This is a genomic window from Dyadobacter sp. 676 (assembly GCF_040448675.1).
Lineage (GTDB): Bacteria > Bacteroidota > Bacteroidia > Cytophagales > Spirosomataceae > Dyadobacter.
Genome location: NZ_CP159289.1, coordinates 1,599,153 through 1,618,911, shown reverse-complemented (window position 1 = coordinate 1,618,911; position 19,759 = coordinate 1,599,153). Strand labels below are relative to the sequence as shown.

Genomic DNA, 19,759 nt, shown 5'->3' with positions numbered 1-19,759 from the left:
AAGATTCCAATTTTGCCCGGATCGCCCTTATGGCGCTTTCCGGGCATTTTTTATGGCCTTTATAGTAAAAACAACAGCCGGGGAGCACGCCGAGTACTGGTTACGTACCCGGAAATCCTAACGACGTGCGGATCAAACATTTATAAAATGGCTGATCAAAACATTAAAGAAATATTAAAAATATAACCTAAATACAAACCGTTTTTAAAATTATTTAATTATAAAATATTTTATGATATTTGCCTTGAACGGGTTTTTGCATGCCAATTATTCGGTCTTTACCAAATTTAACCTATTTAAAATTTACTAATTTATCGACCTATGAAAGAAAAGCTACGCATGGTCCTGGGAAAGGGGACTTTCCCTCTGGGGCTATTTCTGCTTTTTGCATCGTTGACCTCCTTTGCTCAGGAACGGACTGTCTCAGGTAAGGTCGTCGACGAAAAAGACCAGGGGCTCCCTGGTGTCTCAGTAACGGTGAAGGGAACAACGAGGGGTACGAACGCGGATGTGGAAGGGAATTTTTCGTTGGCGGGAGTAAAAGACACCGATATCCTGGTATTCAGCTCGATCGGCTATCTCAAACAGGAGGTATCCGTTGGCAACCGTAGCACCTTCGATGTCAAAATGGCGCCCGACGTCGCCAATCTGGAAGAAGTGGTTGTAACCGCGCTGGGTATTTCAAAAGAAGCCCGGAAGCTGGGTTACGCGGTAACCACCGTGGGGGGAGATGTAATGACCAAAGCTAGGGAAACCAACGTGGGTAACTCCCTGGCCGGACGTGTGGCCGGTTTGAACGTAAAAGGAACCAGCGGCGGTCCGGGTGGAACGGCGAAGATCCTCATGCGCGGTATGCCCAGTATGAATTCGGGCGGTTCCCCGTTGATCGTCATCAACGGCGTGCCGATGGATAATACCCAGCGCGGCAGCGCCGGCGAATGGGGCGGAGCCGACGGCGGGGACGGTTTGGGAAACCTCAACCCGGACGACATCGAGTCGATGACGGTACTGAAAGGGCAGGCTGCTTCGGGCTTGTATGGTGCGCGCGCTTCTAATGGGGTAATCCTCGTTAAAACCAAAGCAGGAAAAAAGGGCGATTTTTCAGTGGATTACAATCTGAATTATTCGCTGGACGCACCACGTGACATGACCGATTTCCAATATGAGTACGGACAAGGCATCGGCGGCCAGAAACCCGCCACTACAGCATTGGCACAACAAACGGCGCGTATGAGCTGGGGGGCGAAACTTGATGGTTCCGACATCGTTCAGTTCGATGGCAAGACCTACAAGTATTCGGCGCAGAAAGACAACGTGAAGCATTTTTATCGCAATGGTAGCAACTTTACGAACAGCGTTGCGGTAACCAAAGGCGGGGATAATGGTTCTTTCAGATTGTCATTTGCAAATCTGGACAATAAGGCCATCATTGAAAACAGCGGTTTGATCAGGAGAACTTTCAACCTGACCGCAGACCAGAATATTACCAAGAAGTTGAGTGTGAATGTAATGGCCAACTATATCAATGAGAAGATTAACGGTAAGCCTATTCTCAGCGACGGCCCGATGAACGCCAACAACGGAATGTTCCTTGCAACCAATATCGACCAACGTATTCTCGCGCCGGGCTACGACCCTGTAACAGGCAAGGAAATTGTTTTCTCTGACGATGAGTATGTTACTAATCCATATTTCGTAACCAGCCAGTTTGTGAACGATGTGACCCGTAAACGTCTGATTTCCGCGGTGGCCGCGAAATACCAGTTCACCGACTGGATTTACGCTCAGGCACGTATGGGTTATGACAACGCGAACGACCGCATCTTCAAGGTTACACCGTGGGGAACTGCCTATTCCAATGGCGCAAAAGGCGGTTTGGACGAATTATCCAATGCCCAGCGCACTGAACTGAACTTCGATGGTTTGATCGGTGTGAGCAAGACTTTCGGCGACCTTTCTCTCGACGCACTCGTAGGTGGCAATATTCGTAAGAACCAGTATGAGAAAGTGAGCATTGGCGGTAGTCCGTTCGTATTACCTTACCTGTATAGCTGGAACAACGTCGTGAATTTCAACCGTAACTACGACGTATTTAACACTGAGGTGCATTCTGCCTATTATAGCATCGACCTTGGCTATAAGGGTATTCTTAATTTGAGTACAACCGGTCGTTACGATGCCTATTCAACCCTGCCTAGTACTGACAGAAGTATTTTTACTCCGTCGGTAACGGGAGCGTTTATCTTTACGGACCTATTGAACGTTTCCGAACTAAGTTTTGGCAAAGTACGAGCTTCATATGCCCGTACGAGCGGCGAGCCGAGCGGCGATCGCAACGGTGCCTATCAAACTGCTGTTTACTACGCCGTTGGTAATGCCTTCAACGGAGTACCAACGGGGAATTTTGACCCTGCGCTTCCCAACCTGTTCTTGAAGCCTTTCACAAAAAATGAAGTGGAGGTTGGTCTGGAATTAAAATTCTTCGGTAACCGCCTGGGCTTAGATGCGTCATATTATAACCAAAAGACCAACAACGAGATCATGCCTGCAAATTACAGCAGCGCAACGGGTTATACTAGCGGGGTGGTGGCAAGCGGTTCCATTCAAAACCGTGGTCTGGAATTGATGCTGACGGGTACGCCTGTAAGAACTTCAAAATTCGAATGGAATACGTCTTTCAACCTTACCTCTGTTAAAAACAAAATCCTGAGAACGGACGCCGACAATAATCCGATTTTGCTTGGCCAGAACCGGGCTACCCTGGGTAATGCTGTAACCGCATTCGTAGTAGGCGAAGCTGGCCCGCAGATCCGTGCTTACGACTATAAATATGCATCGAATGGCCAGATCGTCGTGGATGCATCGGGTTTACCGGTTCGTGGAGAGCTGAAAAACTACGGAACTGTATTGCCGACGCTTTATGGTGGTTTGAATAACGACCTTCGTTTCGGTGATGTGAACCTGTCGTTTCTGGTTGACTATAACTTCGGTAACAAAATCCTTTCCGCGACCGAAAACTACGCATACCGCCGTGGCTTGGCGAAAGAAACCCTGGTGGGCCGAGAAGGCGGTATTACGACCGGTGTAACCGAAAGCGGCGCAGCTAACACAGTTACCGCGACCGCCCAGGATTACTACACGGCGTTGGCCAACAATGTAACGGGCATCAGCGTTCTTGACGGCGACTTTATCAAACTGCGCCAGGTGACTTTGGGGTATAACCTTCCTGCCAAAATGTTGGAAAAATGGCCGCTGATCCGTGCCGTTAACATTTCACTGGTTTCGCGGAACCTGTTCTACTTCATGAAGAAGACCAAAAACATAGATCCCGAAGCTACGTTCGGTGCTAACCTGAAATACGCGGGGATCGAGGGTACCAGCTTGCCTGCAACGCGCAATTACGGTGTTAACGTAGCCTTCAAGTTCAAATAAGCATAAATATGAAAAAGAGACTAATCAATATGATCGTCCTCGCAGGCTTGCTTCCTTTGGCTTGTACGGACAAATTCGATGAACTGAATACCGACCCTACCAAGGCGTCGGCCGACAATTTTGACCCGAATCTCCTATTGCCGTCGGTCCAGTTCAATCATGCCAATGCAACGGCTGGTTATAATGGCTCGATCCTGTTCCAGAGTATGTGGGTGCAGATTCTGGCGTCTACCACGTCGGGTGCGGCCAACTATTATTCCAACGCGGACAAATATGTGATTTCGAGCAATACGAACTCCTATCTGGCCAGCTCGTGGAACACGGGCTACCGCGCTGCCAGCCTGGCCTACGAAATGGAACAACTGACGAAGGATAAGCCGGCGCTGGTCAACCTGACCAACATCGCGATCATCATGCAGGTGCAGGCGCTTGCGACGATCACCGACATTTATGGTGACATCCCGTATACCCAGGCGTTGCAGGCCAAATCGGGCGTTACGCTTCCGGTTTACGATACGCAGGAAAGCATCTACAAATCGCTGCTGGCCCGCCTGGATGCCGCCGTGGCTGCATTGAATCCTGCCGCTGCAATTCCTGCCAATGATGCTTTTGCGAATTACAAAGGGGATATTGCCAAATGGAAGAAATACGGTTATTCCCTGATGCTGAAACTAGCGATGCGCCTCACAAAAGCGGATTTGGCGACGGCCAAGACCTACGCTGAAAAGGCTGCTACGGGAGGTGTTTTCACCAGCGTTAACGATGACGCTTACATTGTAATGGACGATGCAAACGGTTATACCAACGGTAACGGCGCGGCGTTGTCGACGCCCGCCGATATTTACCAGGTAAGATGGAGCAAAACCATGATCGATTACCTGAAAGCAGGTAACGACCCGCGATTGGGAAAAATCGCGGAGGTTCCCGCGGCGGGCCTTGCCGCCAACCAGAATATTACCAATGCGGGCGATTCAACTCCCGGCAACCAGCTGGGCCTGCCGAATGGCTATGACATGAACGGAGGCGCTACCGATATTACGAAGTCGGCCGGATATCCCGGCGGCACCGGCACAGGGGCGGATATGACGCCGATCGGCAAATATTCCCGTCCGACAGGCATTTACCGTTCGAGAAGCGGGCCGATCTTCGTGTTGACGTATGCACAGACCGAGTTGCTTCTGGCGGAGGCTGCGAGCCGCGGTTTTGCCGTGGGAGGAACGGCAGCCGCGCACTACAAGAACGGGCTATCTGCCGGCATTCAGTCTATTGGAAGATACGGGGTGGCCGCGGCGATCGATGCCGCAACGGCCGACGCCTATGCAGCCGCGCATCCGCTGGACGCTGCCAATGCATTGAAGCAGATCAACGAACAATACTGGGCAACCACCGGTATCCAGTTCAACTTCGTAGAGGCCTGGAGTAACTGGAAACGTTCGGGATTCCCCGTGTTGACGCCGGTGAATTACGTGGGCAACTTCTCCAACGGAACGATTCCCCGCCGCCAGCCTTACCCGACCACCGAGGCGACACAGAACAGCGCCAATTATTCCGATGCCGTAGGGCGTCTGGCGAGTGGCGACAATTGGGTGTCCAGAGTTTGGTGGGATAAATAAATAGTAAGAAAGCGCCGGGAAATGTTATTTTTCCTGGTGCTTTCCTTCCCGACGACTGCACTAAGTTTTAACTTCAACTTTCGGTTGAAGTTTTTTATTTTAGTAGTAAATCTTCCTTTCTAAATCGGTATCGTGCTTTCAATGAACCAAAAAGGTCTTTGTTTTTACCTGCCCGCCATCTCGCTGCTGACATTACCTTTTACTGACGTCAGTGCGCAGCATACTTTGTTTCGCCTGCTCGACGCCAAACAGACCGGGATCGATTTCGTGAACCCCATCAGCGAAACGGAGAACCAGAATGTAATGTCCTACGAATACTACTACAATGGCGGCGGCGTGGCAGTGGGGGACATCAACAACGACGGCTTCGACGATCTCTTTTTTTACGTCCAATATGGGTTCCAACAAACTTTACCTGAACCTCGGCGCGAAAGGAGAAAAGATGAAGTTCAAAGACATTACGTCGTCGGCCGGAAAGGGACTGGAAGGACGTAGGGGCGGCTGGAAAACGGGCGTGACAATGGCCGATGTAAATGGCGACGGCTTGCTCGATATCCACATTTGCTACTCGGGAAAAGTAAAGGACGAAGACCGCAAAAATCAGCTTTTTATCAATCAGGGGAACCTTAAATTCGTTGAGCAGGCGAAAGAATATGGTTTGGACAACATCTCGTACAGCACCCAGGCCGCTTTTTTTGATTATGACAACGATGGCGATCTGGATATGATGCTGCTCAATCATACCACTAAAAAGATCGACAATATGGAACTGGCGAAGTTCCGGACTCAAACCGACGAACTCGCGGGCAACAAGCTTTTTGAAAACCGGAAAAACCGTTTTGTGGAAGTCACGCAGAAGGCGGGTATCCATCAATATCCGCTGACCTTCGGGCTCGGTCTCGCCATTGCCGATGTGAACCAGGACGGCTGGGAAGATATTTACGTTACCAACGATTACAACGAGCCCGATTACCTCTATATCAACAACCACGACGGCACATTCAAAGACGTGACCCGGCAGTATTTCCGGCACCTTGCCCAGTTTTCGATGGGGATCGATATCGCGGATTTCAATAACGACGGCCTGCCGGACGTAATGTCGCTGGACATGCTGCCCGAGGACAACCAGCGGCAGAAGCTGCTTCAGTTGCAGGAAAACTATGAGGCGTTCGAGCTGATGGTGAACCAGGACCTGCAAAAGCAGTATATGCGGAATATGCTGCAACTCAACAATGGGGATGGTACATTCAGCGAAATAGGTCAGTTTGCCGGCGTTTCCAATACCGACTGGAGCTGGACGCCGCTTTTCGCCGATTTCGATAACGACGGTTTTAAGGATCTTTTCGTTTCAAACGGCTATTTGCGGGATTATACCAACAAGGATTTTCTCAAATACTGGGGCGACTATAAGATCAAAAGGGCCATCGACAAGGAGCCGTTCCAGCTCATGGACCTCGTGAAGGCGATGCCGTCCACGATGCTGGCCAACTACATTTTCAGGAACAACCGGGATCTTACGTTTTCCCGGATGCAGCAGCCCTGGGGGCTTGAACACGCATCGGTGTCCAGCGGCGCCGTGTACGCGGACCTCGACAACGACGGCGACCTCGATCTGATAGTCAACAATATCAATGAGCCTGCATTTGTATACCAAAATACGGCAAGTGACACAAAGAATACCAACTGGCTGCAACTCAAATTGAAACAGGACGGAGCCAATGCAGGCGGAATAGGGACCAGGGTTTATTTGAAAAACAAGGGCACATTACAATACCAGGAAGTGAACCCGAATCGCGGGTATCTGTCGTGCACGCCGCTGCGCCTGCATTTCGGGCTCGGAGAGGCTTCCGTAGTGGACACGGTGCAGATTTTATGGCCCGACGGCACCAGTCAGATCCTGGAAAACGTAAAGGGCAATCAACTGCTGACGGTAGAAAAAAGCGGCAGCAGAAAGGCGGACAGGCGCGAAAAGGCCGGTATTGCGCAGGCATTGTTTCAAAAGCAGCCGCCTGCGATCGCCTACCAACACGAAGGCTTCCAGTGAAAACGACTTCAAGCGTCAGCCATTAATGCTCTCGATGTACTCACAAACGGGCCCGGTGCTGGCGAAGGGCGACGTGAACAGGGACGGGCTGGAGGATATTTTTGTGAGCGGCGATCAGCATAAACAGGCGAAGATCTGGTTGCAGCAAAAAAGCGGGTCTTTCATTGAAATGCCTGGTTTTGCGATCGGGGATGAGAACACTTCGGCAATCTCCGCCGCAGTATTTTTTGACGGCAATGGCGATGGCTTCGACGATCTCTATATTGCCAAAGGAGGCTATTCGATGTTCGAACCGAATACGGTTTCGTTACAGGATGAACTCTACCTGAGCGACGGCCGGGGCGGCTTGAGCCTGGCCGTTCTTTCCGTGCCGAATACGAAGGCAAGCAGCAAATCGTGCGTCCGGCCGTATGATTTTGACCGCGACGGTGACCTCGACCTGTTTGTAGGAGGACGGATTATTCCCGGACGCTACCCGGAAGCACCCGCTTCGTTTTTACTGGTCAACGACGGCAAGGGCCGTTTCGAGGCCAGAGAATCGCCATTTTTCAAGATAGGAATGGTTACCGATGCCCAATGGGGGGGATTTGAACGGTGATGGAAGGGCCGAGCTGGTGATCGTCGGGGAAATGATGCCGGTGAAGATTTTTACCTATAATGGAAAAGATTTTGAAGACAAAACTGCCGATTACTTCGCCGGTGAGGAAAGCGGTTTTTGGAATGCCGTTAAAATAGAAGACCTGGACGGTGACGGAAAACCTGATTTACTGGCCGGTAACCTGGGCCTGAATTCGCAGATAAAGGCTTCCGAAAAAGAGCCCGCTGAGTTGTATTTCGCTGATTTCGACAAGAATGGCTCCATTGACCCCTTCTTTAATTTTTACGTGCAGGGCAAATCCTACCCGTTTGTAAGCCGCGACGAGCTGAACGATCAGATTTACCCGATGCGGAAGAAATTTTCTTTTTACCGGGACTATGCCAATGCGACCATGCCGGATGTAATTCCAGCCGCGGAGCTTGCGAAAGCAGGTAAACTCGAAGCAAGGGAGCTCCGCAGCGTGTGTTTTATGAACCGCGACGGCAAGTTTGAAAAAGTAGCCATGCCCGCGCGTGCGCAATTCGGGCCCGTGTGTGAGATTCTGGCCGAAGATTACAATGGCGACGGACGAAAAGACTTGCTGCTTTTGGGCAATAAAACCAGTAACCGGCTCAAACTGGGCAGTATGGATGCCAATTACGGAAGCCTGTTCATTGGCGACGGCAAAGGAGGTTTCCGCTTCGTGGGCCAGGCCGATTCCGGGTTGTCGGTGAATGGTGATGTAAAGTCGGCAGTCGAAATCAGGATCGGTAATCAACCATTTTTAGTCATTGGCGCATTCAACGAGCCATTGCAGTTTTACAAAAATTATAAAAAGTAATGCGCAGGACCCTCTTCTTTCTTTTAATCCTTTCCCAATCCGCATTGGCCGGCTCCGCCCGCCAGGAGCTGAGGAAGCACTTGCAGCCCGCTGTTTTTTCCGTGACGATGGTAATGATCCACGACGTGGTGAATCCGCCTGCGGCCAGCCGGTTTTATACCTATTGCCTCATGGGGGCACACGAGATCGTGGCATTGAACAACAAACAGATCGTGGCGCCCGGGACTTTTACGAAAAGCATTAATCCGGTGACCGTGGTAGCGAAGGATTATGATTACCAGATCGCGGCGTTGTATTGTATCCTCGAAACGGGCCGGCTCATTATCCCGTCGGGGTACATGCTGGAAGAGGATCAGAAAAAGCTGATTATCGCATTGCTTAGGGAAGGGTATCCGCAAACCGTTATCGACAAATCGGTTGCCGTGGCGCGGGAAGTTGCCGGAAAGGTCGCGGCCGATGCTGCTACGGACGGCTACCTTACGCTCAGCACGCGACTGCGTTACCGCCCGAAAAAGGGCGATGCCTACTGGTATCCGACCCCGCCAGGCTATATAGAAGGTGTGGAACCGCATTGGAAAACGATACGGCCGATGCTGATCGATTCATGCGATCAGTTCATACCGAAACCGCCGGTGGAGTTCAGCAAAGACAGTTCGAGCGCATTTTACAAACTGGTGAAAGAGGTTTATAATGTAGGCCAAAACCTGACGGAGCAGCAACGCTTCATCGCTTCTTACTGGGATTGCAACCCGTTTGCGATCAACACATCGGGACATATGAATATCGGGTTCAAGAAAATCAGCCCGGGGGGGGCACTGGATGAACATTACCGGTATCGCTATTGCCAAGGCCAACCTCGATCTCGATAAAGGCATTATGGTGCATTCGCTGGCGGCCGCGACGCTCATGGACGCATTCATCAGTTGCTGGGATGAGAAGTACCGCAGCAGCCGGGTAAGGCCCGAAACCGTGATTAACCGGGCTATCGATCCGAAGTGGCAACCTTTGCTGCAAACCCCGCCTTTTCCGGAGTACACCAGCGGGCATAGCGTTATTTCCACCGCCGTGGCCGAAATATTGACTTTTCTTCTCGGCGATGATTTCGCTTTTCGCGACGATACCGAAGTGATTTTCGAACTGCCGGCGCGGGATTTCAAATCATTCCGCCAGGCATCGGAAGAGGCGGCTATTTCAAGACTTTACGGAGGAATCCATTACCGCGACGCCATCGAGAACGGGCAGGACCAGGGCCGGGCCATTGGGGCATTTATTATCGAAAAACTGAAAAAAGCCGGTGTAAAACCTGCTTTATGACAATTTCTGAAAGCCGGAAGCCTGAATGTGGCCTGAAAATAGTAGTTTTGGACTCTTGAAATCGCCGCGTTCCGCAAATAATGATCAGATCGTTTGCCGCTTTGTTACTTGTTTTGGGTATGGTTAGTCAGTCTGCCATCGCCCAGGAAGCACCCATCACCGAATGGAGGAAAGACCGCGAAGAGGCGTTTGATCATTCGGGAAAGACAGTTGAAAGGGAAAAAGAGGCAGATGTACCGGTACTTCCACGGTGGACTTTCGGCCTCAACGGCGGGTACGCCTACCGGCTGTTCCGCGCGGGCCGGATCACCAGTCACGACGAGCAGGAATATATTAAAGATCTCAAATCCGGTATCGCATTCGGCGGTGATATCGCCTGGTTTCCGTGGAAACACGTAGGTTTTGGCCTCCGCTACGAAATGTACAAAGGTGATGCCCGAATGGATAGCTCTCAAACCGAGAAGGTGACGATCCAGCATCTAAGCGGTGGCGTTATTCATCGCTCCTTTCTGAAAAACGGCAGAACGGCCATTCTTACCTCACTACTGCTGGGTTACCAGCCTTATGAAAACAAAAGCACCGTTGGCACACAGGCGCTGACATTCTCGGGCAAAACCATGAACTGGGGCGTCAGCGTCGGTATTGAACAGCCCGTGAGCCCGAAATTCGCCCTCAACCTCACCGGTACGGCTATGATGGGGGCCATTTACCGCCTTCAACGCAAAACCGAATTCAGCACCGAAACGCTGCACTTGTCGAAAGATGACAGTGTGGATCTTTCCCGGTTCTCGATTACGCTCGGGTTTCGATTTATGTGAAGCAGGTGCCTTTGCTAAGTTTTTGCGTTTGAGGCCAATGCTTCTATCTTTGTCATTTACACATCTGACAAGTATTAAGATGACGGACAGGGAAAAAGACGTTTCAGGCCTTTGTGTTGCGTGCGGACTGTGCTGTGATGGTACATTGTTCCCTTATGGATTTGTGCGTGACGAAGCGGATAAAAAAATCGCCGATGATTTGGGGCTGTCGACTACCGAAATCAAAGGTACGCGGCTTTTTAGCTTGCCCTGTCTGCACTTTTCGGGCTGTTGTTCAGTTTATGATAAGCCTCGTCCGCATACCTGTTCCGCCTTTTTTTGTCCTCCGATAAAAAAGTACCGTCGGGGTGAGCAAACTTTCGAAGAGGCGGAGAAGCAGGTAAAACTGTTCAAAGAGCACCGCGACAAGCTCCTGAAAATCGCTTCACAGTTTCAGGAACTGGCCGGCTTGAGCTTTAAAGCACTCAAAGATTTGCTTGAAGAATCCGCCGATGACGACGCGTTTGTTGGCAGGTACCGGCAGCTTTATCTCATGCTATTCATCTACCGGGATATTTATTCCAAATATTTCCAGCCCGCCCAGCAGGACAAGCTCATTGTCTGAGATTAAACTTCGTTGTAATTAACTAAGGGAAAAGTTGTACAAAACAGTCTTCCTTTTGACGGCCTCTTAAAAAGTTGTCCTCGGATGACTTTTGGGCATGGCCGCTCACAGTAGTTTATGCCACATTTTGCATTATACAGGTATTCTTTACTCGCTAGGCTTGAATCTTAATCCTTTTATCATGAAATTGAAACAGTTCTGCATTTGCTTCCTTTTTGCGGCATTTGCAGTGGTGGCCGGCACGCATTCCGCGGCCGCGCAGTCTTCCCAAAAAAGCAAGAAACCGCTCGTCGTTTTCGTCACAGGCGATCATGAGTACAGCGGCGAGGAAACGCTCCCAATCATCGCGGCCGAACTTGAAAAAAACTACGGCATGCGCACGATCGTCCTCAAAGCCTATCCCGATCATAACAGCGAAAAGAATATCCCCGGTCTGGAAGCATTGAAGGACGCTGACCTGGCCGTTTTTTACCTCCGCTGGCGTCAGTTGCCGCCGGACCAACTGGCGCATATCGAGGCTTACCTCAAAGCCGGCAAGCCCGTAATGGGCTTCCGCACCTCCACGCACGCATTCAATTTCCCCAAAGGCCATGAAAGCGAGAAGTGGAACGCTTTCGGCGAATTCGCGTTGAATGCGCCTCCGGGATGGGGCGGCGCGGCGAAGCACACCCATTACGGCCATAACAGCAGCACCGACGTGACCCTGATTCCGGAACAGGCCAAAAACCCGATCCTCACAGGCGTGAAAGGTCCCTTTCACGTACGCTCCTGGTTGTACCGCGTATTGCCCGATTATCCGACCAAAGGTTCGACGTGGCTGCTTATGGGTAAATCCGTAAATCCCGATAAAGAGGCGATCGAAAATCCGGTGGCCTGGACGGGTACCAACTCATTTGGCGGAAAAGTGTTCATGACGACGCTCGGGCATCCCGAAGATTTCAGGCTGGAACCTTTCCAACGACTCGTCATCAATGCAATCCACTACGAGCTGGGCCTGCAAATCCCGAAGGAATGGAAGGGAAAAATGGATATCCAGGTACCTTACCGCGAAGCCAAATAACTTTCATATAACGCTACCCAATACCCAATCTAAAATCCTTTCAAATGTCTAAACCCAAAAAAATCAGCGTTTATTCATCGCTCATTGCATTTGGACTGGCAGTCATTGCATTCAGCGCGTTCCGCTTGAACCAGCCCGGCCCGGTCAAAATCGGCAAAGGCACGCATATTTCCCTGATGGGTAATAACCTGGGATCGCGGATGATGAATTACGACAACTTCGAAACGGAGTTGTACATGCGTTATCCCGACGATAACCTTGTTATCCGCAATATGTGCGACGGCGGGGATACGCCCGGCTTTCGGCCGCACGCGAGCCGCAACACGCCCTGGGCATTCCCGGGAGCGGAGAAATTCCAGACGGAGCTGGCAAATCCTTCCCAGAGTGAAGGCCACTTCGATACGCCGGATCAATGGCTCACCCGCTTGAAGACGGATGTGATCGTTTCGTTTTTTGGTTATAACGAGTCGTTTGAAGGCAAAGCGGGACTGGCAAATTACAAGGCCGAGCTCGACGCATTCATTAAATGGACCTTGCAGCAGAAGTATAACGGAACGTCGGCGCCGCAACTGGTGATCGTCTCGCCTATCGCTTTCGAGGACCTCTCCGACAGGTATGACCTGCCGAACGGTAAAAAGGAGAACGAAAATCTGCTGTTGTATACCAGGGCAATGAAAGAGGTGGCCGACCAGAATAAAGTACTTTTTGTAGACGCATTCGCTCCTTCGCAGAAATGGTATGCCGAGACCAAAGAGCCGCTGACAATCGATGGCTCGCAGCTTAATGCGGAAGGCTACAAAAAGCTGGGCGTTTTGCTTGTGGATAAAATCTTCGGAAAAGCACCTGAAAAAGGCAAGAATCGTGAGCTGGTGCATGCGGCGGTGAACGAGAAGAACTGGATGTGGCATAACGATTACAAAATCCCGAACGGAGTGCATGTGTATGGCCGTCGCTACAATCCTTTCGGACCGGATAACTACCCCGCGGAAATTGAAAAGATTCGCCAGATGACGGATATCCGTGACCAGGCGATCTGGCTGGCGGCTTCGAAAGGGGAGAAGATGGATCTCGCGGCGGCGGATAAGAACACCCGCGCATTGCCGCAGGTAAAAACGAATTTCAATCCCGAAAAGAACGGAAGCCTCACCTATTTATACGGAAACGATGCATTGGCCAAGCTTAAAGTGCCACAAGGTTATAAAATCGAACTTTTTGCTTCCGAACAGGAATTTCCGGATCTGGCAAAACCCATGCAGATGTCGTTCGATAATAAAGGACGCTTGTGGGTAGCCACCATGCCTAGTTACCCGCATTACAAGCCGGGCGACTCGAAGCCGAACGACAAGATTATCATATTCGAGGATACCAATAACGACGGCAAGGCCGACAAGCAATCCGTTTTTGCCGATGGGCTGCATTTGCCGCTCGGATTTGAGATTGCCAAAGAAGGCGTTTATGTTTCGCAGGGCACCAACCTGAAATTGCTGACGGATACGAACGGCGATGGTAAGGCCGATAAAGAAGAGATCCTGCTGAGTGGCTTCGACGACCACGATACACACCACAACAGCCATGCATTCACGGTGGACCCGTCGGGCGCTATTTACTCCGGCGAGGGTGTTTTCCTGCATACCAATGTGGAAACTTCGTATGGCCCCGTGCGGGCGACCAATGGCGGTTTTTATCGTTATGCGCCGCAGTTGAAAAAGCTCGAACGCACCGCACAGCTTTCGATCCCGAACCCGTGGGGTATCGCATTCGATGACTGGGGCCAGCCGTTTTTTGCCGAAACGTCGAGCCCGGATGTGCGCTGGATGCTGCCCGGAACCGTTTTGCCGCGGTATGGCGAGGCCACGCACAAATCGGTACAGCTGGTGGAGGACAAGCACCGCGTACGCCCCACGTCGGGTTTGGAATTTGTATCCAGCCGCCATTTTCCGGACGAACTGCAAGGTGATTTCCTGATCAACAATACCATTGGTTTCCTGGGAACAAAAGAGCATACGCTGACCGACGACGGTACAGGTTACAAGAGCCACCACCGCCAGGACCTGGTGGTGAGCGAGGACCGCAACTTCCGTCCGGTTGACATGGAGTTTGCGCCCGACGGCTCGCTTTACGTGATCGACTGGCACAACATCCTCATCGGCCATATGCAGCACAACGCGCGGGACCCGCTGCGCGACCATTCGCATGGCCGTATTTACCGTATAACTTATCCGTCGCGCCCGCTGGTAACTCCTGCAAAAATCGACGGCGCGAGTATCGAGGAACTGCTGGATAACCTGAAACTGCCCGAATACCGCACGCGCTACCGTACGCGCCGCGAATTGCGCGGCCGTGACGCCTCGCAGGTGTTGTCGAAACTGAATACCTGGGTCGCGAATCTGGACAAGAACGACCCGCGTTACGAGCATCATTTGCTCGAAGGATTGTGGGTAAGCTGGGGCATGAACAAGGTCGACCGGAAACTGTTGAAACAGTTGCTGAAAGCGAAGGATTACCACGCGCGCGCCGCAGCGGTGCAGGTGGTTCGTTACACCGGCCACCAGGTGCCCGATCAGGCGGAGCTGCTCATGCAGGCGGCACGTGACGAAAACAGCCGGGTACGCCTGATGGCCATTGTAGCTGCCTCGTGGATCGGCAAGGAAAAAGGTTTGCCGATTTTGGCAGAAGCCAAGAAAATGCCGCTCGACGACTGGATGATCCACGCGCACGAAGCTGCCGTGGCGCATTTGAAAGGAGAGAACGTGAAGAAGGAAAAGCAGAACGTAGCTACCACCAATTTGAAAGGGAACGATCTGATCCTGTTTAACCAGGGCCGGCAGATCTACGCGAAAGAAGGCTATTGCATTACCTGCCATCAACCTGACGGCAGGGGCCTGGAAGCATCCGGCTTTCCGCCGCTGTCGGGTCCGTGGGTGACAGGGAACGAGGAAAGACTGATCAAGATCGCCCTGAAAGGTTTGCTGGGGCCAATCGAGGTAAATGGCAAAAAATACCCGGGGCAGGTTCCGATGACCCCATTCGCAGGTTTGTTGAAGGACGACGAGGTAGCCGCGGTACTGACTTACGTTCGTAACTCTTTTGGAAATAAGGCGCCGGCTATTTCTCCCGAAAAAGTAAAACAGGTACGCGTAGCGACGGAAAGCAAGAAGGATTTTTATTCGCCCGAACAGCTTTTAAAGGACCATCCATTGGAAAAGTTGTAGTGCCGGCATTATAATTATATGAAGTAATTGCAGAGAGCGGAGGTTTTTCTTCCGCTCTTTGTATTTATTGCGGTCGGATCGTCGTTTTTCGGTTACTAACAAATCCGGATGATATTACGATTAGAGGCGATAAAGATTTAGATTTGCTTAGAACCGATCCGAATCTATCATATAGCAATACGTTACAGCCCAAGCTCATGCTTCGATTTTTGCCAGTTGTCGTCATTTGTGCCGTTATCCTGTTATTTTTTCTTTACAATCTTCAATTCTCCGTCGACTTTCCATTTCAGGACGACTTTTTATTTATCCAGTTCATTGAAGCGATTTCAGGGCCGGGCGTGGGGTTTGCGGGTGTGGTGAAGGAAATGTTCCGTACTTTCAATGATCACAAAGCAGTAGTTCCCAGGTTTATTTCGCTATTGGATTTCGAGCTTACCGGGCGTTTGCATTTCCGGTTTTATATTGTGCTGGTGTTGATTAATGTCACCTACATTTTCTATTTCCTTTATTTCAATTTCAGAAAAACAAAACTGCCGCTTTATTTTTTTATCCCGGTTTCCTTCCTGTTTTTTCAGCCTTTGTACCATGAGGTATCAGGATGGGCATTAACCGGCATGCAGCATTCCTATCTTACCGCGTTTACAGTTACGGCAATCCTGCTCGTTTCCGGCGGCAGGACAGTCGCGTTTTATGGAGCGATGATTTGTTGCTTCCTGGCCACCTTTACCCACGGGAACGGCATTCTGTCGTTTCCGGCGATCATTTTCTTCTTTCTCTGCCATCAAAATTTTCGCAAGGCAATTATGACCGGCATTTTTATGATCATTTGTCTGGTCATTTACCTGGCGGGTTACGAATCGGGGCAGGCGGTGAACCTGCCGAAGGACGCCGGCTCATTCTTCTTGTCGCTTTTCGGCTTCGTCGGCTCGGCCATGTCGTTGTGGTCGTACCCCGAAATGTGGTCGGCGGTGTGGGGTGCGGCGATCATCGTTTGTATGATGGCAGTGACCTGGCGGGTTGCCGGGGCCTATCTCAGAAAACCGGTGCAGGTCAAACCCGGTACGATCGAATTGCTCACACTTTTTGCATTCATTTTTATTTCCAGCACGGTTATTGCGCTGTTCAGGTCCTGGGCCGGAACTACCGTCGCCAGCCGGTTCCAGCTTTATGCGTCGCTTTCCACGGCGATTTTCTATATTTTTCTCGTATTCTACACCGATTTTTTCAGGAGAAAATGGGTGTTCGCCGGTGCGCTGGCCCTCAGCGTCTTTTATTGGGCCTATTCGCATTACCGGTTTACGGGCATCGTAGCGGCAAAGAAAACCACTTACCTGGCCGATATTTACAATTGGCGCAATTACCGCAGTATGTTTTCCGTAGAAAAGTCGATTGTCCGGTATGGGAACTTTTACCTGCTTCCCGCTTATGAAAAAGGCTTTTTCTCTTTACCCGAGGCTGTGGTTACGCCCGGGGAGCTAAATGCGATGTTCGCCGTTAAAAGCGGAGTGGTCGACAACGGTGTGTATATCGAAACCTGGGATATTCACCGCATTGTCCGCGAAGGCGTGGAAGACCTTACGTATTATTTCCTGTCGAGTAATGCGTGGCCCCGGCGGAAGCGGTTTTTGGACGACCGTTTCCTGGTGTTGAAAAATGTAGCGACCGGCACGGTATATCTGCTCAACGCCAACCCGAAGGTGGAAGCGCGGTTGAATATAATTACGACCGGCCATTATTATAAAAGCGGTTTCAATACGCAATTGCGGGCCGACGACCTCGACGCCGGCACTTATGAGATAGGCATCCTGGACGTATCGGGCTCGGGAGAAAAAACATTTCACAGGCTCAGCAATACACTTGTTTCAACCGGCGGAGGGTATGCTTTAAAGTAATGGCAATGTCGCCGGATATTCATTGAGATTTGTTTCCTGATAACGGATGGTGACATGATCTACCGCCGCCCGGCAACACAGAAATGTCATATTTTGCCGTCCTGCGCTTCCAGGTCGGTATTTGGGCGGAGAGCCGCGCCAAAAGGCAGCTTCGCGATGGGTTTTGCTAGGTAAAACCATAAAAAATTCGTATCTTTACGTGCTTAAAAAGCCAGATAATGGTTCTTTTTATCCAAGTGTAAAACAAACTATATGTCAAACGAAGCAGTGCTTGAAGTAAACAGCTATTCAGCTGAAAATATCCAGATTCTTGAGGGTTTAGAGGCCGTTCGTAAACGTCCGGCGATGTATATCGGTGACACTGGCTTCAAAGGGGTTCACCACCTGATTTGGGAGGTTGTAGATAACTCCATCGACGAAGCGATGGCCGGATACTGCGACACCATCAACGTTACAATAGAAGCAAACAATTCCATTACCGTCAAAGATAATGGTCGGGGTATCCCCACCGGAATGCACCCCAAAGAGAAAAAGTCCGCTCTTGAGGTTGTGCTCACGGTACTGCACGCCGGCGGTAAATTTGACAAAGACACATATAAAGTTTCCGGCGGTTTGCACGGGGTGGGTGTATCCTGCGTGAACGCGCTTTCCACGCACCTGCGTGCGGAGGTGCACCGCGAAGGCAAGATTTTCGAGCAGGAGTTCAGCGAAGGCAAACCCCTTTACGCAACCCGCGTGATCGGCGAATCGGACAAAACCGGTACGATCATCCACTTCCTGCCCGATGCCACAATTTTCTCTGTAACAGAATTCAAATACGAAACCATTGCAACCCGCCTGCGCGAACTGTCATACCTGAATAAAGGTATCCGCATCACGCTGGAAGACAAACGCGACGAAGAGGAAAACGGCACGTTCCGCCATGAGGAGTTTTATTCGGAAGTAGGTCTGAACGAGTTCGTGACTTACCTCGACGCCACCCGCCAGCCGTTGATCCCCGAGCCGATCCACATGGAAAGCGACAAAGGGGCGATTCCGGTGGAAGTAGCGATGATGTACAACACTTCTTACAGCGAGAACGTGTTCTCGTACGTGAACAACATCAATACAATTGAAGGAGGTACCCATGTTTCCGGTTTTCGTGCGGCATTGACGCGTACATTGAAAAACTACGCGGAAAAGTCGGGGATTCTGGCAAAAGAAAAAGTAGAGATCAGCGGGGACGATTTCCGCGAAGGTCTCACGGCTGTTATTTCCATTAAAGTGGCAGAACCTCAGTTCGAAGGTCAGACCAAAACCAAGCTGGGTAACTCCGAAGTAACCGGCGCAGTAAGCCAGGTAGTGGCCGAAATGCTCGAAATTTACCTCGAAGAGCATCCGAAAGAAGCCCGCGTAATCATCGACAAGGTGATCCTTGCCGCAAAGGCCCGTATCGCAGCAAAAAAAGCACGCGAAATGGTGCAGCGCAAGAATGTGCTTACCGGCACGGGACTGCCCGGGAAACTTTCCGACTGTTCGGAAACAGACCCTAATGTGTGCGAACTGTACCTCGTGGAGGGGGACTCGGCGGGCGGAACCGCCAAACAAGGCCGTAACCGCGCATTCCAGGCTATTCTGCCGCTTCGTGGTAAGATCCTGAACGTCGAAAAAGCGCAGGAGTACAAGATATACGAAAACGAGGAGATCAAGAACATGTTCACCGCTATGGGTGTGCAGATCGGTAAGGACGGCGACGAGCGCGCATTGAATATCGACAAGCTCCGCTACCACAAGATCGTCATCATGACCGATGCCGATATCGACGGTAGCCACATCCGTACGTTGATTCTCACGTTCTTCTTCCGTTATATGAAGATACTGATCGATAACGGCTACATCTACATTGCACAGCCGCCGCTGTATCTCGTGAAAAAAGGCAAGGAAGAGCGCTATTGCTGGACCGAGCAACAACGCGAGGAAGCTGTTCGCGAGATTGGTGGAGGCAAGGAAGATTCGGTGAACGTGCAGCGGTACAAAGGTCTCGGTGAAATGAACGCCGAGCAGCTCTGGGAAACGACAATGAACCCCGAACGCAGAAGTTTAAAACAGGTTTCCGTGGAATCCGCTGCCGAGGCTGATCACCTTTTCTCGATGCTGATGGGCGACGAAGTAGCCCCCCGCCGTGATTTTATTGAGAAGAATGCGAAATATGCCCGCGTCGACGTGTAGCCATTAGCAGAAACCGTCATATTGAAACGGATGGCTGTCGGATACGGCCATCCGTTTCTTTTTTGGAACGAAAATTTAACACAAACTTCATCGGCCCGAAAACAATAGATTGTTTAGATTCGTTGAATTTTTATTGCCATACTC

General features: G+C 50.9%; 14 protein-coding genes. All 14 read left to right on the top strand.

All coding sequences use genetic code 11. From position 1 onward, the window contains the following. Positions 1–321: 321 nt before the first annotated feature. The 14 genes from ABV298_RS07430 to gyrB all read left to right on the top strand — a co-directional run bounded on the left by ABV298_RS07430 (position 322) and on the right by gyrB (position 19,615). Complete coding sequence (locus ABV298_RS07430; protein WP_353721517.1) at positions 322–3,432, top strand: SusC/RagA family TonB-linked outer membrane protein; 3,111 nt, start codon at positions 322–324, stop codon at positions 3,430–3,432. 8 nt (positions 3,433–3,440) lie between these two features. Next, entirely contained in the window at positions 3,441–5,045 is a 1,605-nt protein-coding gene (locus tag ABV298_RS07425; protein WP_353721516.1) for a SusD/RagB family nutrient-binding outer membrane lipoprotein, read from the top strand. 141 nt (positions 5,046–5,186) lie between these two features. Continuing rightward, complete coding sequence (locus tag ABV298_RS07420; RefSeq protein WP_353721515.1) at positions 5,187–5,540, top strand: FG-GAP repeat protein; 354 nt, start codon at positions 5,187–5,189, stop codon at positions 5,538–5,540. Beyond that, on the top strand, positions 5,440–7,089 hold the full coding sequence (locus tag ABV298_RS07415; protein ID WP_353721514.1) for a CRTAC1 family protein: 1,650 nt from the start codon (positions 5,440–5,442) through the stop codon (positions 7,087–7,089). The genes ABV298_RS07420 and ABV298_RS07415 overlap by 101 nt, the downstream gene beginning before the upstream one ends. After that, positions 7,025–7,687 carry a VCBS repeat-containing protein gene (locus tag ABV298_RS07410; protein ID WP_353721513.1) on the top strand — a complete coding sequence of 221 codons (663 nt, stop codon included), beginning with the start codon at positions 7,025–7,027 and terminating at the stop codon, positions 7,685–7,687. The genes ABV298_RS07415 and ABV298_RS07410 overlap by 65 nt, the downstream gene beginning before the upstream one ends. Next, positions 7,659–8,507 (top strand): VCBS repeat-containing protein, encoded by an 849-nt coding sequence (locus ABV298_RS07405; protein WP_353721512.1) that lies wholly within the window; start codon positions 7,659–7,661, stop codon positions 8,505–8,507. The genes ABV298_RS07410 and ABV298_RS07405 overlap by 29 nt, the downstream gene beginning before the upstream one ends. Beyond that, complete coding sequence (locus tag ABV298_RS07400) at positions 8,507–9,376, top strand: hypothetical protein (protein WP_353721511.1); 870 nt, start codon at positions 8,507–8,509, stop codon at positions 9,374–9,376. The genes ABV298_RS07405 and ABV298_RS07400 overlap by 1 nt, the downstream gene beginning before the upstream one ends. Continuing rightward, positions 9,327–9,821, top strand: a complete 495-nt coding sequence (locus ABV298_RS07395; RefSeq protein ID WP_353721510.1) for a vanadium-dependent haloperoxidase — start codon at positions 9,327–9,329, stop codon at positions 9,819–9,821. The genes ABV298_RS07400 and ABV298_RS07395 overlap by 50 nt, the downstream gene beginning before the upstream one ends. Positions 9,822–9,901: 80 nt before the next feature. Beyond that, positions 9,902–10,639: a hypothetical protein gene (locus ABV298_RS07390; protein ID WP_353721509.1), complete on the top strand. Its 738-nt coding sequence runs from the start codon at positions 9,902–9,904 to the stop codon at positions 10,637–10,639. Further along, positions 10,584–11,243 (top strand): hypothetical protein, encoded by a 660-nt coding sequence (locus ABV298_RS07385; RefSeq protein WP_353721508.1) that lies wholly within the window; start codon positions 10,584–10,586, stop codon positions 11,241–11,243. The genes ABV298_RS07390 and ABV298_RS07385 overlap by 56 nt, the downstream gene beginning before the upstream one ends. 181 nt (positions 11,244–11,424) lie before the next feature. Then, positions 11,425–12,303: a ThuA domain-containing protein gene (locus ABV298_RS07380; RefSeq protein ID WP_353721507.1), complete on the top strand. Its 879-nt coding sequence runs from the start codon at positions 11,425–11,427 to the stop codon at positions 12,301–12,303. A gap of 44 nt (positions 12,304–12,347) precedes the next feature. Beyond that, positions 12,348–15,515, top strand: a complete 3,168-nt coding sequence (locus ABV298_RS07375) for a PVC-type heme-binding CxxCH protein (RefSeq protein WP_353721506.1) — start codon at positions 12,348–12,350, stop codon at positions 15,513–15,515. A 197-nt stretch (positions 15,516–15,712) separates the two neighbouring features. Then, positions 15,713–17,407 (top strand): hypothetical protein, encoded by a 1,695-nt coding sequence (locus ABV298_RS07370; RefSeq protein ID WP_353721505.1) that lies wholly within the window; start codon positions 15,713–15,715, stop codon positions 17,405–17,407. Between the two features lie 252 nt (positions 17,408–17,659). Further along, on the top strand, positions 17,660–19,615 hold the full coding sequence (gene gyrB / locus ABV298_RS07365; RefSeq protein WP_353721504.1) for a DNA topoisomerase (ATP-hydrolyzing) subunit B: 1,956 nt from the start codon (positions 17,660–17,662) through the stop codon (positions 19,613–19,615). Positions 19,616–19,759: the final 144 nt, after the last annotated feature.